This is a genomic window from Clostridium sp. CCUG 7971, from assembly GCF_017590215.1.
Classification (GTDB): domain Bacteria; phylum Bacillota; class Clostridia; order Peptostreptococcales; family Peptostreptococcaceae; genus Faecalimicrobium.
Genome location: NZ_JAFFPK010000021.1, coordinates 1 through 21,710, shown reverse-complemented (window position 1 = coordinate 21,710; position 21,710 = coordinate 1). Strand labels below are relative to the sequence as shown.

The window sequence follows — 21,710 nt, the reverse complement described above, 5'->3', positions numbered from 1 at the left end:
TTTTTTATAGATAATTCTATAAATCTATCTACAGTATCATCTGCATAGTTTCTGTATCCAAGTAAATTCTGACCTCTTAAAAGCATTTGAAGCTTTGTATTTTTTACTTTTGATTTTATCTTTCTTAATCTTTCCCAAGGATCTTCATCTAAAAATCTTATACATGCATCAAATGTAGCTCCTCCCCATACCTCTAAAGAATGATACCCCACTTGATCCATAGTCTCTAATATTGGTATTATTTCATCAGTTTTCAACCTAGTTGCTATTAAGGATTGATGTCCATCTCTTAAAGCCGTTTCAGTTATTTTAAGCTGATTCATTTTAATATTACACTCCCCCCTAAAATTTTCTTAAGCTAAATGTGATATTGCTTAAAATTAATAATTCACTAAAATACTAAATTTTAATTTTTTATTAACTTTTTAAATGATAATCTCTTATACTCCTAAAATATTAACCTATTTGTATATTTTTACTTAACTTCTTTATTCAAGATTATTATATAACGTTTTCCTCATTTTTTTAATATATTTTTATGTTTTTTTATGTTTTTTATTTTTTCTAAAAATTTCTCACGCTAAAAAGTACTATAAATTATTTATAGTACTTTTTATATAGGTGATTATTTGTAAATATCAAAAAATTCTATTTTAAATTTTTCTATATTATTACTATATTCAACAATTGTTTCTTCTTCTTCCTTTACTTTTTTAATAGGGAACTCAACTGTAATCTCTGTACCTTCATTTAGCCTACTTTTTATATCAATACTTCCATCTTGAACTTCTACTAATGACTTTGATAAATATAGCCCTATTCCACTACCAAATTCATTTGATACTCCTCCATCTTCTATTTGTTTAAATCTTCCAAATATATCTGTAAGTTTTTCTTCATCAATTCCTACGCCATTATCTTTAACCATTATTTGTACTTTATTTTCTACTTTATACACTGCAACTAATATTTCGCCTTCAGATTTTGTAAACTTAATAGCATTAGATAATAAGTTTAATACTATTCTTTCAATAGTCTCAGGATCTAATCCGACTAACAGTATTTCTTCATTAGTATCAAATATTAAATTTAGATTTTTTGCACTTGCATATGGTTGTACAGAACTTACTATTTCTTCAATTAAATACACAATATCAAAGTTTACAGATTTTATCTTGTAAATTTCAGACTTTACTTGTGATATGTTTATAATATTATCAATAAGTCTTACGAGCCTAAGCATATTTTGCTTTATAATCTTTACATGATTTGTTATTTCATTATGTCCATCTTTGACTTTATTTTTATTATATAAGTTTTCTACTAATTGAGTTGAGCTATATATATTATTTAATGGAGTTTTTAATTCATGAGACATGTTGGCATAAAATTCTATTTTCAATTGATCATATTCTCTCTGCCTTATTAGTATTTCCTTTATTCTTTCGGCTTCTCTTTGCTGACCTAAATCCTCAATTAATTTTACTTTAAATCTTTCTTCTCCCATATACCAAGTTTTAGTTGATATCTTTATCTCTTTTATTTTTTTGTCTTCATTAACTATATATATACTTTTATCCTTTTCTCCAACATGTAGATTATATAAAAACTTAGTGTATAGCCTATCTCTATATTTAGTTGATAGTTTTTCTATTGTTTTCCTATCTCCTCTTATACCAAATATCTCTCTAAACTTTTTATTAGTATAAATTATTTTTTCATCACTTGCTGATTCAATTATTATACCTTCTGGTACAGAGTTTAAAACTTGTCTATAAATTTGATTTTGTCTATTTACACCTTTATATGTATTTATTTCCTCAGTCATATCTTTTAAAATTAATATTTTATGATTACTATCATCATCTATATAATCATCTACAGTTATTTCTATGTTCCTATTTGTGCACTCTCTATCTTCCATAACCATCGTTATAAGATTATAATCTTTTGCATTTTCTTGTATATTTTTAATTTTTTCCTCAATGGTTAAATTTAATTTATTATAATGTTTGTTATCTAAAAATTCGATATTAAATGTTTTATAATAATCTAATAAATTCATACCTTCTATATCTTCTTTACTATATCCAAATAACTTTGAGAAGCTTTTATTTATTCCTAAAATATCAATATTTTCTATTAAATTACTGGAAGTTCTAATCATTATAGCACATGGTATATTCTCAATTATATATTCATACTCTTTTTTTATGTCTTTAAGTTCTTGCTCTAATTTGATTTCTTTTGTAATATTATTTAAACAAATTAAGTAAGTATTATCTAATAAATTATTATTTATATTTAAAGTATAAATATCTTCATCTAAATAAATAATTTTATCTGCTATGCATTCTTTATTTTTGTTAATTATAATATCTTCTCTTATTTGTTTATAATCTTTTACGTTTATTATTAAATCAAAAAAGTTTTCTATTTGATCATTAAAAATATTTTTATATTTATTATTTGTATATAATATATTAAATTCATAATCTGTAATTATCCATATATTCGGCATAGCATCTAAAGATTGATTTAATAATTCATTTCTTTGGTTTATATATTTTTTTATTTTATTACAAATTTCAATTTCATTTTTAATTGCAACATTTATTTTATTTAATTGCTTTGATTTATTATCAAGTTCTTTGTTTGTATTTAACAACTCACAATATGGATTTTTTATTATATTTTTTATACAATATTGATATCCATAATATGTATAATTAAATAAAATAAGATATATAACTCCTTTAAGTAAGTATATATGAGTTAAACTGTATTTAAAAATATATACAACATATAAAACACCTAATATATTACCAATTAAAGATATGAGTGATAAGTTTTTTATCATTTCATAATGATTCATATTTTTACTTTCTTTTGTTTGAGATAATACTGCATTATAAATAGCTATGCTAAGGTTAATGAACATAAATAAATTATTAGTTAACATTCTATTTATATGCAATATACACATACTATATATAAATGCTAAAATTATATAAAACATTATTAGACTGTATTTTTTTGTTATTTTTTTTTCATTATGTCTAATATATATAAAGTTAGTTAGGTTTATTATGATAAAATTTAATATAAAAAATTGAAATACGTTTTCTTCTACTTTAACAGCGCTTAATCCTGCTAAAATAACTAATACTATACTACTTATATTCATTATATTAAAAAATTTCTGATTTTCTAAAACTATATTATGGCCTATTGTATATATAAATATCCATAATAAACTTATTCTTACTATATTTATAAATGTAGAGTAAAGATCAATATTTATTATTCCAATAATAGTAAACATGATGTTAATTATTATATATCCTCTACAATCTTTAATTAATCTTTTTAAATCGTTACTATCTTCTTTTATATCAGCACAACTTGCATTCATAAAATTCCCCACTTTTTATATTTTATATAAATATATTAACATTAATTTCAAAAAAAATTTGTCGTTTTATGAATTTACATAAACTTTTTTATAATAAAAGGAGTAGCTAATAGCTACTCCTTTTTATTAAACTAAAATGACGGAATTATACTTCTTTTATATTGTTTTTCTATAAATTCTTTTACTTCCTGACTAGTTAATGCTTTTGATAATACTTGTATTTTTTCAGAATATTTTAATTTAAATTAATTTTTAAACATATATAAAAAATAAAATACCTCAATAAAAAATTATATTTATGAGGCATTTTATTTATAATATATTATTTTTGTTTGTTTGTATTATTAGTAGTATTAGGCTTGAATCCTAATGCTTTATTCATGTCTTCTATCATTTTGTTAAATCCATTTTCAGTTTTGTCTTTTATTCTTGTAGCTTCATCAACTGCTGATATAAATTCGTCTTGGCTTTTATTCATTATATCTTTTGGAAGCTCATCTAGTTTTTTAATTCTTTCATCTAAGTTAGCTATTGTTTTTTCTCCCTCTGCAATCAAATCTTCATTCATTTTCTTTAACTTTTCATCTTCTGTTTTCCCATCTTTTTTTAGCGAATCTACAAATGATTTAACTTTATCTCTACTATCTTTATATGCAGCTTTTAGATCTGATACATATTTTTCATTTCCTGGATATTTGTTTGTCTTATAGTATTCATTTACACTTTCTGTATTCTTATACATACTATAATCAGCTAGTCCTGTCATATATTCGTTATAATGTTTAGAGTAGTTAGCTGTATAGTCTTCTCCTGCAGGTACATTCTTTTGTTCTGATGGTGCTGCTGGCGTTGGTGTTGGTTCTGGAGTTTTCTTAGTACATGCCACCGCTCCTAATGATATTGCTAGTGCTATACCTACTGTTATTAATTTTTTACCTTTCATATTCTTCCTCCTCGGTTTATTTTGTTAATTTATTTTTATTTGATATGTATCATATCAATTCTTCATTAATATATTGGTCTAACTTTCTAAATTTATACCTAATATATCTTCTATTTGATCTAAAGTTTCATCAAATTTATTTTTTCTGTTATATCGTCATCTAAATTAGTTTTTAAGTATTGTATTAACTCTTTAGTTGGTTTTTTTAAAATATTTTCATCTATTTTAGCTATTGCTGTTTCTTTAACTTTTATATCATCCATTAATACCTTGCATTCTTCTACTAATTTATCATTTAGTTTTTTTAACTTATCATCATCTATTTCTAATCCTATAATAGATTCTTCAAAAGCTTTTATATTTATTTTGCTGTCATTTAATGATTCTTCTAAATCATTTAGAAATTTTTCATGATTTATTTCACCTTTTTTAGCTACTATATCTTCTAAATCATCATAATTTTTTAAATCTAATGGTTTTATGTATTTTTCATAACTTTTAACTAGATTCTCTTTATATTCTGCTTTACTCATTGGTGATTTTTGCTTATCTATATTCTCATCTATTTTATTTGGTTGTGTAGTTGGTTCTTCTGTTTTTTTATGTTGTGGTGTGCATCCTGAAATATTAAAGATGAAAAGTATAAAAAGACCTAATAGTAATATACGTTTCATAATTGTGACTCCTTTCATTTAAAACTTTATTTTTCAATATTATTATTTGTAAATTTCATAAAATTATTTATAAAAATTTTAAATTAAAATAATTAATAATTTTATGAATATTTGTCATCAAAAAAGGTTACCATTTGTTAAATAGTATTTTTGATTTATTATCATTCTTAATTAAGGAGATTTAATTATGAACTTTTATTCTTGTGAAAATAAGATGAATTCATCCTATATAAAATGGCTTATAGAGTTATTAGGTCCTGTGCTTATGGGATCTAAGCCCTGTGAAATAGTCACAATTCCAGCATTTGATAAATCTAAAGAGAGTAAATTAGATGATATTTATAGTCATTTTAATAATTGTAAAAAAATAGATATTGTTGTTATTAATAAAGAAAAAAAAGGATATAAAATTCTATTTATAAATAAAGAATCTTTAGCTAATCAATTAAATAATATAAAAATTAAAAATCTATTAAAGTTTTTAGGTTATCCTGTAGATTTTAATGTTGAGTCTACTCTTTCTCATTTAATCGATAAATTAAAAGGAGACATTTTTCCTGATGAAATAGGAATATTTTTGGGGTATCCGCTTAAAGATGTTGTCGGATTTATGGGATATGGAAACTATGAGTTTCATAATACAAAATATTGGAAGGTTTATGGAGATCCAAAGCCATCTAAAGATTTGTATTATAAATTTTTAGATCACAGAAAAAAAATTAGAAGTATGCTTCGTTCTCAAAGTGTTGAGGTTATAATTTCGTCATTTTAATAATTAATTATATAAAAGCCCTTATAGTATTTCTATAAGGCTTTTATATAATTAAAAATTTTAATAATTACTATTTAAATATTCCAAATGGTTTTCCAACTGGTAAAAATACTTTTCCAAAGTGAGTATTTAAAACAGATGCACCACATCCATAGAATGAAAATATTGCTATTAATAATTCAGAATACGCCGCAATTTGATGTGCTAATTCTGGAATTATATTAAATGACATTAATGTTAATCCTATAAATAAAAAGTCTATAAATACAAATATTGCAAATAATACCTTGTGAGTTTCCATTGCTCCTATAGTCATAAATAATGTAAATATTAAGTATCCTAAATATGCAAATCCTAATTGCTTTGTATCAATACTTGAAGCAAGCTCTGCTCCGAATACTCCGTTTTGTATTAACCATGTGAATCCAACAGCAAACCAGAAAAATGCATACGCTCCAAATGCTGTTGCTCCAAAAGTATTATTGTGTTTGAAATCATTTATACATGCCATTAACTGAGCTGAAGCACCTAAAAAGATTGCCCATGGTATTATTAATGATACTCCTGATGTTAATCCTAATTTTTGAGATGATGCTACAAGTGTTATAATTGCTAATCCGAAAAGTCCTAGCGCTGATGGGTCCGCTACAACTATCTTAACTTTATTTTCGTTCATTTTTTCCTCCTGCTATAATTTTATATATAATAATATTATACATTTTTGTTTATTTTTTGCAATAAAAATTTTTTATACATTTATTATTTGTTTATTTATAAATTTTTATAGCAATCATTTGGAACATATATTTATATACATCCATAGCTTATATAATAGGTACTACTATAAAATATAAGGAGGAAGAAATATGGATTTTCAATCTCCAAGACCCAGCATTAAAACTGTAACTACCAGTGACTTATACGATATCATAGATAAATGTAAAAGTAAGACACTTCGAATTACTTATTGTTCTTTAACATTAAATAAACAATGTGTAAATACCAAAACAATAACAATGAGAGTAACTAAAATAAATAGACCTTGTGAAATGGTAGAGGGTGTAATTTTAAGAAATGGAGAGCCTGTTGAGGATATTATATTAAAAAATAGTCAAATATTAAATATTCAATGCATGGGTGAGGTCCAAACTCCAGATAAATCTTATATTTTTGACATAATTAGAAACTGTAGGTGATTTGTAAGAATAACACAATGTACAAACTTAGAGGAAAGCCAATGTAAAAATACCACAAACTTTCCATTTTTAGTTACTGATATAGATGAGAGAAATAATAATATTAAAGGATATAGAATAAGAAATAGCTCTATTCTTGAATATACTTTAATCGATGTAAGCTTAATTACTAGAGTTGAATGTTTAACTCAAAATAGTGCACCTAATCTACCTTGGAATTTGATTTCATATTTAAAAAGTAAGATTAATAAATAAATTTTAATAAAGGAGATGACATTATGAAATATGTAAGCTATGCGTGCGGTTATATAGTTGATATACGAAAAATAGATAATGAAACCACTTTTATAACTATAGGTAAAGATATTAATAACATTTATACTTATATTACTTTAGTTGTATCACCTAAAACTTTAATTTTAGACTCAGAATGTAATGAAATTTCTATAACAAATTTAAATATTAGAGATACAGTACTTGCTTATCACTCTAATGCAATGACTATGAGCATACCACCTCAAACAAAAGCTTATATAATCGAATTAAAATAATAAATTAAGAAAAAGAGCATACATAAGAATGCTCTTTTTTATTTTGTTACTCTTATATATTTTTTTGCACTAGCAATATAATAAACTATATAAATAAGTGTAAATATGAATATTGATCCAAATGTTACTATATAACCACTTTCATTAAATAAACCATTAATTGCATATCCTGCAACTATACTATGAATGACACCTACTATTATAGGCATTGAGAAAAATATTCCTACTTGCTTATATATAGCTTTATTTATATATTCCTGGCTAATACCTAATTTTCTCAGAGTTTCAAATCTTACTTTATCAATACTTGCATCAGATATACATTTAAAATACATTATACTTCCAAGTGATATCATAAACACTAATGTTAAAAAAATACCAATAAAGTATACTGAATTTATAAAGTTATAATCATCTTCATTAAACATATCAAAACTAAACATAGACATATCTGTATGCTTTTTTATATAACTTGATATTTTATTTGTATTTTCATAGTTTTTTAAAGTTATACCTCTAAATTTTATTATATCATCGTATTTTAAATTATTTTCAAAGTATAAATAATCCTTATCATTTACAATTAAAATTCCTGAATCTGTTAACACTCCAGTTATAGAAGATGCAAAACCATCATTTATTTTTATTTTTTTATCACCTATATTCATATTTATTTTTAAGTTAAATGCATTTATAAGATTTTTAGGAATTATTATTATAGCTTCACCTTCTTTAGGATTATTTTTTATTATTTTCTTTTCATTTACTAATTTTTTATTATCCATAATATGTTCTATATCTGAGTATCTGATTATATTAAAATCATTTATATATGAATTTAAATTAGTTTTATATGGTATAAAATCTAAATTTGCTTTAAAATCTATTTCTTCTTTACTTAATTTAATAGCTTCATCAACTATTTTATCATCATTAGAATTTTGACTAATATAGTATAAGCTATATGGAACCTCGACTTCTTTTCCACCTGAAATTAAGTTTATCATGCAAAAAGCAGTTATAAGACTTGTCAATGTACAAGTTATTAAAATAGCAACTTGAGCTAATGTTTTATTGTTATTTTTTATTCTAAATATTATATTATTATAACTTACTATATTAGTTTTTTTATATAATAACTTTTTATTTTTTATTATTTTGCTTATTATTAATGTAAAAAATCCTTTAAATAAATACAAAGTACCAATCATAATCATAATAACTGTTCCCATTATAGCTATTGGAAATGGTATATTAAATCTTTTATATCCTACAATAAATATATAAGCTAGTATTATTACAAAAAAACCTAATAATCCCTTTAATGTAGAGCCTTTAGCGTTTTCAACTTGATAGACATTTTTTGCATTTATTAATTTTGTTATATCTGTTTTTATTAAGGTTATATACTCTTTTATAAATACAAATAAAAGTATACTTAAAAATACTAAAGAAGTTATAATTATAGCTAAACTTGATACTTCAAACTTTATAACTGCATCTATCTTAGCTACTTTTACAATTGCCATTAAAAATAGCTTATTAACTAATATCCCTAAAAATATCCCCACTATTAATGCGATTATTCCTGTAATTAGACCTTCAGTTGCAAATAAAAGTGCTATCTTATTGTTTTCAACTCCCATAAATGTATATATTCCAAACTCTTTTTTTCTTTGTTCTATAAAAAAGCTACTTGAATAAGATATGAAAAATATAAAGAATAAAACTAGTACTACTGCACACATATTTGTTATCATAGCTACTGTTTTAAGCTGAGATAGTGCTTTAATTTGATCACTAAATATAAATGATATAAAATTATAAAAAACTGTTATTGAAAAAACCATTGAAAATATATACATTCCGTAATTTTTTAAATTTTGTTTTAAATTCATTGTTGATAACCTAAATAAGTTCATTTACTTCACCTCCAAGAGATGTTAGTAAATCCATTATATTTTTGAAAAATTCTTTTCTTTTTCCATTGCTATCTATTCTTGCATTTAATTTTCCATCTTTTATAAAAATTACTTTTTTAGAGTAACTTGCTGCAAATGCATCATGAGTTACCATAATTACTGTAACATTAAACTTTTCATTCATATCCTTTAGACAATTTAAAAGTTCTGATGATGATTTAGAATCAAGTGCTCCAGTTGGCTCATCTGCAAATATTATAGACGGTGATGTAATTAGAGCCCTAGCTGCTGCAACTCTTTGTTTTTGACCTCCTGATAATTCATATGGATATTTTTTAAGATGACCATCTATTCCAAAAAACTTTGATAGTCTAATAATTTCTGATTGTATATAACTTTGTTTTTTACCTACTATAACAAGAGGAAGTGCTATATTATCTTCTACACTCATACTATCTAATAAATTATAGTCTTGAAATATAAATCCTATATTATCTCTTCTGAACTTTGATATTTCTTTGTTATTTAAGGCATGAACATCTTTATTATCATAATATACCTTTCCTTCAGTTGGCTTATCTACTGTTGATAAAATATTCAAAAGTGTAGTTTTTCCTGCACCTGATGGTCCCATTATACTTACAAATTCACCCTTTTTAACTTCTAAGTTAATATTATCTATAACTTTAAATTTATTAGTTTGAGTATTATACTCTTTGTTTAAATTAACAACTTTTAACATATTAATCTACCTCCAAATCATAACTATACATATATTTTATAAATTTAAGCACTTATAATCAATCCATCATCCTTACAATTTGGATATTAAAATTACATTTATGTAACATTAGAAATTGTTTTATTTAGAGCGTAAAATAATCTGATAAATTATAAAATGTTATATATATATCACAAAATTCACATTGAGTTGAAGATACATCTATGCTGTGACTTAATTTATTCAATATTTTTTTAGATATATAAAGGCCCATCCCTGTTGATTTAGTTTTTTTACGACCATTCTTTCCTGTGAATCCTTGGTCAAAAACTCGTTCTATATCTTGTGGTGCTATTCCAATCCCATTGTCTTTTATATGTAACTTTATACTTTTCTCATCTTTAGCTGTATAAATTTCAATTTGTCCGTTTTCTTCTATATATTTACATGAATTATCTATTATTTGCTCTACTATGTGAATTATCCACTTTTTATCAGTTAATACATTAACATCTAAATTCTCTAGTTTTAAGTCTATCTTATTGTATATAAATAAATGTTTATTTCGTCTTACAATTTCTTTTATCACTTTTTCTAAATTAACTTCTTCTATTAAAAAATCTGAACTATAGTTTCCAGACCTTGATATATATAACGCTTGGCCAACTAGACTTTCAATTCTTTTTAGCTCTATATTTATTTCTTTGTATAAACTATTTTCATTTTGTAAATTATTTTGGTTTTCTAATTCTTTAACTCTTTGAGATATTATTTCAAGTACCGCTATTGGTATTTTCACTTGATGTATCCAATTTGTCATATAATCATTTATTTCTTGAAGTTCATATTTTAAGCTTTGTATATTATTTTCATAGTCATTTATCTTATTGTCTATAACATCATAAAAATATGGATTAACTAAACCATTTTCTTTTTTTATATTATTATTTACATGGTTATATATCTCATTATATTTTTTTTATATTCAAAATATCCAAATATAAAAAATATTATACAAATTATTATTATTAATGCATTTATATAAATTAAACTATTTAATACATGTGATAAATTCAAGTCTAACACTACATTTAAATTTAAAATAATCAATATTGCAAAAACTAAAAACAAATATATTCTTACTTCCTTTAAATATCTAAAAATATTCATTATATACTATACCCTTGTCCTTTTTTAGTAGTTATAAAATTATCTAAACCTATTATTCCTAATTTTTTTCTAAGCCTATTTATATTTACTGTCAACGTATTTTCACTTATAAATTCATCACTATCCCAAAGTTCTTCTATTATTGTATCTCTATTTACAATATTACCTTGATTTTTAATTAAAATATTAATTATCTTAAATTCATTTTTAGTTAATTCAACGAATTTTTCCTTAAAGTAAATTTTACTTTCTAAAATATTAAGTATTACATCTTTATATTTGATTATATCGCTATTTAAACTATTATTATATGAATATGTTCTTCTAAGTATAGCTTGAACTTTTGCTACTAGAACCTGTGGAGAAAATGGCTTTGTTATATAATCATCTCCACCTAAATTTATAGACATTACTATATCCATATCACTATCTCTTGATGATATAAATATTATTGGAACTTTCATAAAGTTTCTAATTTGACTACACCAGTAAAATCCATCATAACAAGGTAAATTAATATCCATCAATATTAGTTTTGGGTTAGCTTTTATTACCTCGTTAGTTATATCTTCTAAATTTTCTACTTCATGTACGTTATATCCCCACTTACTTAGATGTGTATTAATTTCTCTACTTAAAGCCTTATCATCTTCTACAATAAATATATCTATCATATTTATCACCCTCTTATTTTTATTTTAATATATTATCTGAAAATTATTGTATCAGAGTTATACAATTTATGTAAATTTATAATTTATATGTGATTAAATGTAAAAATACCCAAACCTATTATTTAATAGGCTTGGGCATTTTTTATATAAATTTTTAGTTACATTTACTATAGCCACATTGAAGGCAAATTGCACATCCTCCTGTAGGTATTATTGTCTCACTTTTACATTCAGGGCATACAAATTTTTCTACTTCATCTGTAGTTATAGATATTTCTTTTTCTATGCTAACACTTTCTTCATCTTTTGTTTTTTTACTTTTTTTAGGCTTTTCATTTATTAGAATTCCACTTCTTTTGCATCCATCTCTGTATATAGTTATTCCTTTTAAGTTGTTTTTATAAGCCTCAACATATATATCATAAACTTCTTCAACGGTTGCTTCATGTGGCAAGTTTATTGTAGAAGAAATAGATGCATCTATACTATTTTGCCATGAACTTTGCATTTTTATTCTTTCTATTGGTTTTAGGGTCATAGCTGTTTCAAATATATTTGGTAGCTCATCCTCATTTTCTATATTATTAATATGCATATATTCAGATACTACCGGTGTATATACTTTGTAATATACATCCTCATCATGTAATGATTCTGTTTTTCTAGTGTATGATGTATTAAACATTGGCTCAATTCCTCCACTAATGCCTAGCATTGTAGATATTGAACCTGTAGGTGCTATAGTTAATATTTGCGAATTTCTAAGTCCATATTCTTTAACTAATTGTTCTACATCTTCAGTAATATTTTCTTTGAAAAACTTAGAGTTTAATACTGCTTCTTTGTTATATTTTTCATATGTTCCTAATTCCTTAGCTAACATCGCTGATTGTTTTACTGCTGCATTTAGCATAGTTTTAGATAATTCTCTACATAGTTTTATAGACTCATCACTACCGTATCTTAAGTTAAGTTTTATTAGCATATCTGCAATTCCCATAACCCCTAACCCTATTTGTCTATAATTTGTAACCGATTCAATTTGTTCATTAAGAGGATGTAAGCTTATCCCTTCTTCTAAAACTTCGTTTAATCCTATAACACAATCAGATACACATGATTTGAATTTTTCTATATCAAATATTGCATTTTTGGTAAATGGTTCTACTATAAATTCTGCTAAATTTATAGAACCTAGCAAACAACTTCCACCTGCAGGAAGTGGTTCTTCTGCACATGGATTTACTCCTGCATACTTAAAGTTTTTATCTTCACTTAATAGGTGATTTTTTTCTATATTATCCCAAAACAGTATTCCCGGTTCTGCATAGTCCCAGTTATTTTTTATTAATTTCATAAATAATTCTTTTGCATCTACTTTTTTAATTATTATTTGTCCAGTATCTTTAACTTCAAATTTGCATTCATATTCTTTATTATTTAATACAGCATCCATAAATTCTTTATTTATTCTCACTGATATATTAGCTTTAGTAACTCTTTCTAAGTCAGTTTTTATATCTATAAATTCTTCTATATCTGGATGACTTACATCCATTGATATCATAAGAGCTCCACGTCTTCCTTTCTGACCTATAAGACCCGTTGTCATAGAATAAAGATCCATAAAAGATACAGCCCCTGTAGTAGTTCTTGCAGAGTTATGAACTAAAGCACCACTTGGTCTAAGATTTGATATATCAATACCAACACCTCCACCATAACTAAATGTTTTAGCTAATTTTTTTGCAGTGTCAAATATGCTTTCTAAATTATCTTCTGGTTTATTAAGTACATAACAATTAGAATACGTTACTTTTATTCCATCTTTATTTAAACCTCTATTTGCTAATATTCTTCCGGCAAATAAAAATTTACGCTCTCTTATTAATTTTGATATTTTTTTATTTCCTCCAGATACCCTCTCTATCCAACTGTCAAAACTTTCATTTTCATATTGATACTTATTAGACCATATCGATTTTTGCAGTTCATCCATTTTCCATTTAGAACTTCTTATATCCGCTCTTTTTTCTCTATATAAAATATACTTTTTAGCTATATCTTTTCTATTTGATTCCATAAGTAAATCTTCAACTTTATCTTGTATTTCCTCTACTGTAAAATCTTTTTTACTATTTTTTATTTCTTCTTCTATTTTTAAAGATATCGACTTTGCTAAATCTATGTCTATTCCAAATTTACTATTTATACTAGATTTATAAACAGCATTAAATATTTTATTTTTATCAAAGACTTCTTCACTTAAGTCTCTTTTTATTACTTTGCACATTCAAATCCCTCCAATTTTAAATACTATTTTAACATTTACTTCATACCCAACTTTTCGATATATACACAATATATTGTATCACACTTTTTATACTTTCCTATATATTGTGTTTTATAATTGTTATAAAGTAGAAATTGTAAATATTAAAATTTATTAAATTTATCTGTTAAATGTATATTTTGAATATATTTTTAACTTATTTAAATGTTTTTTGAAATAGTACTTGTTTTTATTTTTTATATAATATATACTTATGGAACAGACTTATTTTAATAAGTTTGGATTTTTTAAATACACGGAGGATTTTTCTAATGAAAAACGGAATAGTAAAATGGTTTAACAGTGAAAAAGGATTTGGATTCATATCTGTAGAAGGTGGAGATGACGTTTTCGTACATTTTTCAGCTATACAAGGTGACGGATACAAGACTTTAGAAGAAGGCGAAAAGGTTAGCTTCGAAATAACTGATGGAGCTAGAGGACCTCAAGCTGCAAACGTAAATAGAATATAATTATATTAATATAGATATATTTTTATTTCAAAAGAAGAGCAAATGCTCTTTTTTTGCGTTATAATTAAATTTTAATATAAAAAGTACCTATCTAGTAGGTACTTTTTTATATTATCTTTCTAAATAGTGCTTTATTGAATTACTTACCTTTTTAACTACAAACTCACTTCCACCTTTTTCTTTTACATCTTCTATAATCATAGATACTACTATTTTAGGAGTATCAGTATTTAGCGCTACGAACCATCCATTTTCGCTTCCATTAGTATCTTCCTTACTTTTTTTAATTTCAGCAGTTCCCGTTTTACCTGCTATGTTTATTCCATCTATCTTCCCAATCCTAGCGGTTGCATCTTTTTCATTTACAACAGCAGAAAATACATCTACTAGTTGACCTATATAGTTACTATCTATTGCTTGTTTATAAACTTTAGCTTCTTTATTTTCACTTATAACTAACCTTGGTGTCATTATATTACCTTCATTACCTAAAGAACTATATACCATAGCCACATCTAAAGGACTCATTAAAACTTCTCCTTGGCCGTAACCTGTATCAGCTAATAGTATTTTATTATCTAAATTTTTATTATTAGATATTTGTGATTTTTGCATAGGATATTCAAACTTTAATTCTTCTCCTATGCCAAATTTTTTACTTCCTTTTATATATCTATCACTTCCTATTTTAAGTGCTTTGTCTGCAAAATATATATTGTCAGAGTATTTAACCGCATCTTTTAAATTAACATATAATTTATCTCCTTTAACCCTACTTATTTTGTAATTTCCCCAAGAGCTATCTTTTTGCCAATCTTTATCTTTTATTTCCATAGCTTCACTTGGATTAATTACTCCACTTTCTAAACCTATAGCTGATGTTATTAACTTCATTGTAGAACCTGGAGAATATACATCGTTTGCTCTATTTTGAAATTGTGCATTGTTACTATTTTTGTATATATTCTCTATTTCTTTTGTTTTATATGTTACTAAGGTATTAGAGTCATAAGATGGAGAACTTACCATAGCTAATACTTCACCAGTTTTAGGGTCTAAGGCTATTGATGCTCCTTTTTCTTTATTCATTTCATTATATATTTTATTTTGTAAATCTGAATCAATAGATAATTTTATATCTTCTCCATTAGTCGGATTTGTTTTTTGTATAGTTATTTTTTCTTCTCCTCTTTCTAAGTAGATATAAGCCCCATCTTTGCCTCTTAACTTTTCTTCATATATAGATTCTAATCCTGATTTTCCTATCCTACTATATGGACTATATCCTTTTCCTTTATTTTTGTCTAATTCCTCTTTATTTATTTCTCCTATATATCCAATTAGATTTCCTAGTGCTTCACCTTGTATATATACCCTTGAGTTTTTTTTATATACTTTAACACCTTCCATTTCAAATAATTTATTCGCTTTATCTACTTCATGATCTGATACGTCTACTATAGGAACTAAGTGTTCTGGATTAGTATTTTTATTTAGTTTATCTTCTATATAACTTTCATCAATATCTAAAATTTGAGCCATCTTACTTATATTTTCTTCTTTTTTTGCTTCAAATACACTTGGGTGTATTTCTATAGAGTTTACAGTACCATTAGTTGCTAGTTTATTTCCATTTCTATCTAATATGCTTCCTCTTTCCGCAAAATTATTTACTACCCTTACTTTATCATCTTTTATCATATTAGGAAGTATTAAACTTTCCTTCCATTTTACTTTATATGTTCCATCTTCTTTAGCTAAATCTATATTAAAATTATCAAATTTTAAATCTCCAGCTATTGTGTTCATACTTACAATTATTTGCATATCATATGGATTAGATTTATTACCTTTATTTATATCTATTTTTATATTATTAGCTCCTATTGCTGAATATATATTTGAATATCTTTTTATAAATGTATCTTTATCAATATATTCCTTAGAATCTTTAGATAGTAATTCATACATATTTTCATAACTTTGACTGCTCCATGCTTTTATATATTTATCTAAACTATCTTTTTCTTTATCTGCTTTATTACATCCTATAATATTCAAACTAATAGTAATTATAATTAAAAGTATTAAATTAATTTTTTTATTTATATTTTTCATACTAATCCCCCTAAATTTACCTAAAATGACTATTTTTTATATTTTCTATTTCCCCATAATGAAGACCTATTGCTTCTCCTACTTCTCCATTTAACTTTCTCCATACATAATTATGTAATTCTACTCCATTATCAAAATTGCCAGCTTCCCATTTTTTTAGTTCGTTATGCAAATAGTTTTTGCTACTTTCATCAGACATATTTTCTACACCTTTTAAGGCTGCATCTATTGTTTTAGAACTTATTTCTGTGTAACCTCTAGAGTAATCTCTAGCAACTATTATCCCATTTGCCATTTCATGTATTAGGTTTATAGTTTCTTCATCTGTTACTGGTATATTTACGCTATCTTCGTGTACCTCTATATACTTTTCATCTTCTTTAGGTTCATATATAGCATCTTGATTATGTACTTTCTCATCTTTATCTGACAAATTCGGTTGTGCAAGTTCTTCTTTTCTTACCTCAAATTTTATTTTCCCCTTTTTATCTATCTTAGCCTTCGGTAAAATCTTATCTATTTCTGTAATACGTGCTATCTCATCAATATGCAGTACGTTATTTATATTTTGTAATAATTTTTCTATATAAGGTATTTTATGTGCTAGTACAGGATTATAAGCCCCAATGGATAATATTATAGTTATACTTGCTACTACAGATGTTGATATTTTTTTCAACCTTTCTTTTTTCATATCATTTTGTGCTTTATCTATTGATTTTTTAGCTAGAAACATCATGTCATCAGGAACTTTTATATTACTTATTTTTTCTCTATCTATATAAAATTCTTCCATTTTTTTATCTAGTTCTTTTATATCTATCTCATCAAAATCTAAATCATTTATATCATCTAGATTATTTTTATTTATCTTGTCCTTAGTCATTTTTATATCCCTCCCTCAATAAATTTTTCATGTCACTTATAGCTTTTCTTATATGTGTTTTTATTGTATTTACAGGGCGATTTAGTATATTTGCTACTTCTTCTACTTTCATATCATGAATATATCTGAGGATAATTGCGTCTTTATACTTATCTTCTAGTTCATCTATAGCATTATATAAATCTATTTTTATCTCCCTTTGATCGTCTACAACTACCTCTTTTATAAATGCCTCTTCATCATGTTCTAAATCTATAATTCCGTTCTTTGATAAAAAATCATTAGATACATTTATAAGTATTCGTGTTATCCATGTTTTAAAATACTCAGGTTGCCTCAGTTTTTCTATGCCTCTAAATGCTTTGTATACTGTTTCTTGAACTACTTCTTTAGCATCATCTTCATATTTAGTTCTTAGGTATGCTTCCCTATATAAATAATTCATATGTATCCCTATTAACTGTTCAAAGGCTTCCCTATCACCTTTAATAGCTCGCTTTACTGTAACTATATCTTCCATATTTTCTCCCTCATTATATACTTTCATTTATGATTACACTTATTAGACATTGTCCTTAAACAAAACGTTTTAAAAACTTTAATTTTTTATTAAAACTATGGTTTCATAAAATAAAGCATAGAGAAAATTCTTCTCTATGCTTTATTTTATTAATTGCATCACAAATTAGTATCCAAATTTTATAATAATTCATTTTATATTAAAACTATTTCCTACGAATATTATTTTATAATAACTTTTATCTTATTGTAAATGTATAAATCTTACCAATTACTTCTACATAGTCAGTATAATAGTTCTTACTACTGTCTATAGAATCTGATGGTCTTATTACTTTTATTAAATAATAATTATCTTCTAGTTCCTCATATTCTTTTACATAATAATTTCCGATAAGATTGTTAAATTCATTATATGTTATTTGTTTTTTTCTTAATAAATTTTCTAGTATATTTAATTCTTCTTCCATTGTATTAATACACATCCTTATTTATAATTCGCATTATTTTCTCCATATAATATCATTGACATACATCTAAACAAATTTTAATAAGCTATAATAAAAAAGAGCTAACTAATAAGTAGTTAACTCTTTTTTATTATTAAAGAATAATATAATTAATTTCTTCATTATTTTTTATATATGAGTAAATTATATTAATAAAATCTATATCATCTTTATTTATTAAATTTTGTTTTTCTTTAGGATTTATATCTTTTTCTTGCATTTCTGTTATTAAATCATTTATATTAATTAAATTAAAGTTTTTAGTCTCTACTATTTTAGAGCTTTTTAGGATTCCATATTCAATTATGTAAACTTTAATTTTATTTTCTTTTAGCTTAATCCAAGCAAATATTCTTTCTTTTTTATTCATAGTATTTATGATATTTTGCTTAGATAAAAAACTTTTAAGTAAATCTATTTTATTACTTATTACTGATGCTTTTTCAAAATTAAGCTTTAGTATTTCATCCTGCATTTTATTTTCTAAACTTTTTAGTATATCTTTATTTTTTCCCATTAAAGTATCTTTAACTTTATCTAATATTTTATTATATTCTTCTTTGCTAATTGTTTCTCTACATGGCCCTAGACATTGATTCAAGTCATATTTTACACATTTTACTAATCTTTTGCATGATCGTATTTTATAAAATTCAACTAAAATTTCTTTTATTTCTTCTATTTTTTTTTCCATGCTATATGGCCCAAAATATAAACTATCCTCATCTATTTCTTTTACCACTTCTATATATGGATACTCTAAGTTTTTATGAACTTTAATATACTTATAGTTCTCATGATTTTTCATTAATTTGTTGTAAATAGGCCTTATTTTTTTAATCATCTCACACTCTAATAAAAGTGCATCTAATTCTGTATCTGTAGTTATAATTTCAATATCATAAATTCCTTTTACCATTCTAATCACTTTTCTTGAATGATTTGCTGAATTTACAAAATAACTTTTTATTCTATCTCTTAATTTTTTTGATTTTCCAACATATATGATATCTCCATTTTTATCTTTCATCATATATATACCTGGAGTTTTTGGGAATTGATTTATCTTTTCTTTTAGTTTCATAATATCCTCTTTATTTTACAGCTATATAATTTATTAGACTAAATACTACCATATAACTATTATATATATTATTTTTTATTTATCAAGAACCAAACTTTTACAAATATCATATATTATATTAGGCTTTATATCTCATAAAGGAGTTGATAGTATGACTAAATCAACTGAGCAAATGCCTAAAAATTTTTATAATTATCTTTTAACTTTTTTTAATGAATATGTGGAACTTTACACATATTTTAGCCTTGATCCTTTATATGGTGAGGTTGTAGAAGTAACTCCTTTAGTAATTGTACTTGATTCAAAATATTTAGGTAAACTTAATTCATCTTTTAATGAAAGTTCAAAATTTTACCTACCTTTAAATTCAATAGTATCTATTAAGAAATTATAATTATAAAAAGTTAGAGCCACAGAATCATATACTGTGGCACTTTTCTGAGTAAATATTTTACTATTTATTATAAATTTCGTTTTACAAAATATGCCATTCCTTAATTTATCCACAATATTTTCTAACCATTTTTATTATTTTGCTTTGTTTTAATATTTTTATAGACATAAATTATTTATTTTCCCTAATTTTTATAAGCATATCTTGGAGAATGATTTTAAAAGGTATTTTAACTTCTAAGTTCAATTTTATAAAAATAAGGAGTGATAAGATGAAATATAAAAAATATATAATTATTTTAAATATATTATTGATGAACCTTTTTACAGGTTGTTCAAGTATAAATGCTGAAGATTATATTCCAAACATAGATGTTCGCGGATTAACACTAAAAACATCTTTAATCCAGACAGCATATGAAATGTATAATATAAATATAGGAAACCCAGACACATTTTCAGAAGCATTATACAAAGATTATGGAAAAGAAGCTTATAAACATTATAAATGGATTAAATCTTCATATAATGATATGGATAATGATATGAAAAAAAGTTTAAGAAATATTTTTACATATGGTAGCCATTTAGATTATGTATATTCCGTTATAAATTTAGATGATAATATTACTACTCAAGAAATAGTTAATACTATTATTAATGATGAAAATTTAAACTTGCCAGGATATTTAAAGAAAGATATTAATAAGTTTTTTAATTATTTTTATGATAATTACTTTAAATCATATTTTAAGAAAAATGTAAGTAAATTCGATAAGAAATCAAACAAGATAAATGAAATTTTAAGATTAAATGATGTTAATGTTATAAACTTTATGGAAACTACCTCTGGAATAAAATTTGATAAAGAAATTAAGTCAGTTTTTTATTATAGTTTCAACCCATTCCAACATCAAGAGTTTAAACAAGAAAATCTCTTAGTATCAACTATACAACCAGATACAACTGCTAAAGATATTTTAAGTATTCCTTTTTATGAATATTCACATTCTTTATTTGAAACATTTACCAAAACCCCTGAGTTTTTAGATGTTTGCAATTTATTAAAAAAAGATAAAGAATTTATGCAAGCTTATAATGATACAGGTAAAGAACTTTATACTTTCGAAGAATGGTGTGAGGAAAATTTAATTGAAGGATTTTCAAAATATTTAGATTATAAATATTATAAAAGTGCATATGAATATACTAGATTTGCTTATGACTTAGATTTTTATAATTATTTAAAAGAGCACAACTTTAACCCTAATAAAATTTCTTTAAAAGATATTAGTATTAAGTTTTATAAAAGTAAATGTTAATTAATATTTAAAAATAATAAAAAGAGTTATTAATGT

At 24.1% G+C, this 21,710-nt stretch carries 20 protein-coding genes and 1 pseudogene; 6 read left to right on the top strand and 15 right to left on the bottom strand.

The window, feature by feature from the left end; genetic code table 11:
- From JWF52_RS03235 to JWF52_RS03220, 4 genes and pseudogenes are all read right to left on the bottom strand, one after another.
- Positions 1–323 (bottom strand): annotated as a pseudogene (locus JWF52_RS03235) (oxaloacetate decarboxylase subunit alpha); the annotation flags it as partial.
- Between the two features lie 302 nt (positions 324–625).
- The gene (locus tag JWF52_RS03230; RefSeq protein ID WP_208331908.1) at positions 626–3,415 is read right to left on the bottom strand and encodes a sensor histidine kinase; all 2,790 of its coding nucleotides are present in this window, start codon (positions 3,413–3,415) and stop codon (positions 626–628) included.
- Between the two features lie 322 nt (positions 3,416–3,737).
- Positions 3,738–4,358 (bottom strand): hypothetical protein, encoded by a 621-nt coding sequence (locus JWF52_RS03225; protein WP_208331907.1) that lies wholly within the window; start codon positions 4,356–4,358, stop codon positions 3,738–3,740.
- 119 nt (positions 4,359–4,477) lie between these two features.
- Complete coding sequence (locus tag JWF52_RS03220) at positions 4,478–5,032, bottom strand: hypothetical protein (RefSeq protein ID WP_208331906.1); 555 nt, start codon at positions 5,030–5,032, stop codon at positions 4,478–4,480.
- Between the two features lie 187 nt (positions 5,033–5,219).
- Between JWF52_RS03220 and JWF52_RS03215 the strand changes: the two genes are divergently transcribed.
- On the top strand, positions 5,220–5,804 hold the full coding sequence (locus tag JWF52_RS03215; RefSeq protein ID WP_208331905.1) for a DUF3793 family protein: 585 nt from the start codon (positions 5,220–5,222) through the stop codon (positions 5,802–5,804).
- Positions 5,805–5,874: 70 nt separating this feature from the next.
- On the opposite strand, the gene JWF52_RS03210 is transcribed toward JWF52_RS03215, so the two are convergent.
- Entirely contained in the window at positions 5,875–6,480 is a 606-nt protein-coding gene (locus tag JWF52_RS03210; RefSeq protein WP_208331904.1) for an acetate uptake transporter, read from the bottom strand.
- A 190-nt stretch (positions 6,481–6,670) separates the two neighbouring features.
- Here JWF52_RS03210 and JWF52_RS03205 point away from each other — a divergent pair, with 190 nt between their 5' ends.
- Positions 6,671–7,000, top strand: coding sequence for a hypothetical protein (locus JWF52_RS03205; protein ID WP_208331903.1), 330 nt, complete (start codon positions 6,671–6,673; stop codon positions 6,998–7,000).
- Between the two features lie 278 nt (positions 7,001–7,278).
- Positions 7,279–7,551 (top strand): hypothetical protein, encoded by a 273-nt coding sequence (locus tag JWF52_RS03200; RefSeq protein ID WP_208331902.1) that lies wholly within the window; start codon positions 7,279–7,281, stop codon positions 7,549–7,551.
- Between the two features lie 38 nt (positions 7,552–7,589).
- On the opposite strand, the gene JWF52_RS03195 is transcribed toward JWF52_RS03200, so the two are convergent.
- The 5 genes from JWF52_RS03195 to JWF52_RS03175 all read right to left on the bottom strand — a co-directional run bounded on the left by JWF52_RS03195 (position 7,590) and on the right by JWF52_RS03175 (position 14,331).
- Positions 7,590–9,473, bottom strand: a complete 1,884-nt coding sequence (locus JWF52_RS03195) for an FtsX-like permease family protein (protein WP_208331901.1) — start codon at positions 9,471–9,473, stop codon at positions 7,590–7,592.
- On the bottom strand, positions 9,460–10,215 hold the full coding sequence (locus tag JWF52_RS03190) for an ABC transporter ATP-binding protein (protein WP_208331900.1): 756 nt from the start codon (positions 10,213–10,215) through the stop codon (positions 9,460–9,462). The genes JWF52_RS03195 and JWF52_RS03190 overlap by 14 nt, the downstream gene beginning before the upstream one ends.
- A gap of 124 nt (positions 10,216–10,339) precedes the next feature.
- Positions 10,340–11,014, bottom strand: a complete 675-nt coding sequence (locus JWF52_RS03185) for a sensor histidine kinase (protein ID WP_208331899.1) — start codon at positions 11,012–11,014, stop codon at positions 10,340–10,342.
- Positions 11,015–11,363: 349 nt separating this feature from the next.
- Positions 11,364–12,038 carry a response regulator transcription factor gene (locus JWF52_RS03180; RefSeq protein WP_208331898.1) on the bottom strand — a complete coding sequence of 225 codons (675 nt, stop codon included), beginning with the start codon at positions 12,036–12,038 and terminating at the stop codon, positions 11,364–11,366.
- 154 nt (positions 12,039–12,192) lie between these two features.
- Positions 12,193–14,331 (bottom strand): adenosylcobalamin-dependent ribonucleoside-diphosphate reductase, encoded by a 2,139-nt coding sequence (locus tag JWF52_RS03175; RefSeq protein WP_208331897.1) that lies wholly within the window; start codon positions 14,329–14,331, stop codon positions 12,193–12,195.
- A gap of 311 nt (positions 14,332–14,642) precedes the next feature.
- Between JWF52_RS03175 and JWF52_RS03170 the strand changes: the two genes are divergently transcribed.
- Complete coding sequence (locus JWF52_RS03170) at positions 14,643–14,843, top strand: cold-shock protein (protein ID WP_042275034.1); 201 nt, start codon at positions 14,643–14,645, stop codon at positions 14,841–14,843.
- Between the two features lie 111 nt (positions 14,844–14,954).
- On the opposite strand, the gene JWF52_RS03165 is transcribed toward JWF52_RS03170, so the two are convergent.
- The 5 genes from JWF52_RS03165 to JWF52_RS03145 form a co-directional block, all read right to left on the bottom strand.
- Positions 14,955–16,961, bottom strand: coding sequence for a penicillin-binding transpeptidase domain-containing protein (locus JWF52_RS03165; protein ID WP_208331896.1), 2,007 nt, complete (start codon positions 16,959–16,961; stop codon positions 14,955–14,957).
- A gap of 16 nt (positions 16,962–16,977) precedes the next feature.
- Positions 16,978–17,847 carry a DUF6241 domain-containing protein gene (locus JWF52_RS03160; RefSeq protein WP_208331895.1) on the bottom strand — a complete coding sequence of 290 codons (870 nt, stop codon included), beginning with the start codon at positions 17,845–17,847 and terminating at the stop codon, positions 16,978–16,980.
- Positions 17,840–18,367, bottom strand: coding sequence for a sigma-70 family RNA polymerase sigma factor (locus JWF52_RS03155; RefSeq protein ID WP_208331894.1), 528 nt, complete (start codon positions 18,365–18,367; stop codon positions 17,840–17,842). Before JWF52_RS03155 ends, JWF52_RS03160 begins: the two co-directional genes overlap by 8 nt.
- A gap of 238 nt (positions 18,368–18,605) precedes the next feature.
- Positions 18,606–18,836: a hypothetical protein gene (locus JWF52_RS03150; protein ID WP_208331893.1), complete on the bottom strand. Its 231-nt coding sequence runs from the start codon at positions 18,834–18,836 to the stop codon at positions 18,606–18,608.
- Positions 18,837–18,969: 133 nt separating this feature from the next.
- Positions 18,970–19,959 carry a GIY-YIG nuclease family protein gene (locus tag JWF52_RS03145; protein WP_208331892.1) on the bottom strand — a complete coding sequence of 330 codons (990 nt, stop codon included), beginning with the start codon at positions 19,957–19,959 and terminating at the stop codon, positions 18,970–18,972.
- Positions 19,960–20,110: 151 nt separating this feature from the next.
- Here JWF52_RS03145 and JWF52_RS03140 point away from each other — a divergent pair, with 151 nt between their 5' ends.
- The gene (locus tag JWF52_RS03140) at positions 20,111–20,353 is read left to right on the top strand and encodes an ATPase (protein WP_208331891.1); all 243 of its coding nucleotides are present in this window, start codon (positions 20,111–20,113) and stop codon (positions 20,351–20,353) included.
- A gap of 271 nt (positions 20,354–20,624) precedes the next feature.
- The gene (locus JWF52_RS03135) at positions 20,625–21,674 is read left to right on the top strand and encodes a hypothetical protein (protein WP_208331890.1); all 1,050 of its coding nucleotides are present in this window, start codon (positions 20,625–20,627) and stop codon (positions 21,672–21,674) included.
- Positions 21,675–21,710: the final 36 nt, after the last annotated feature.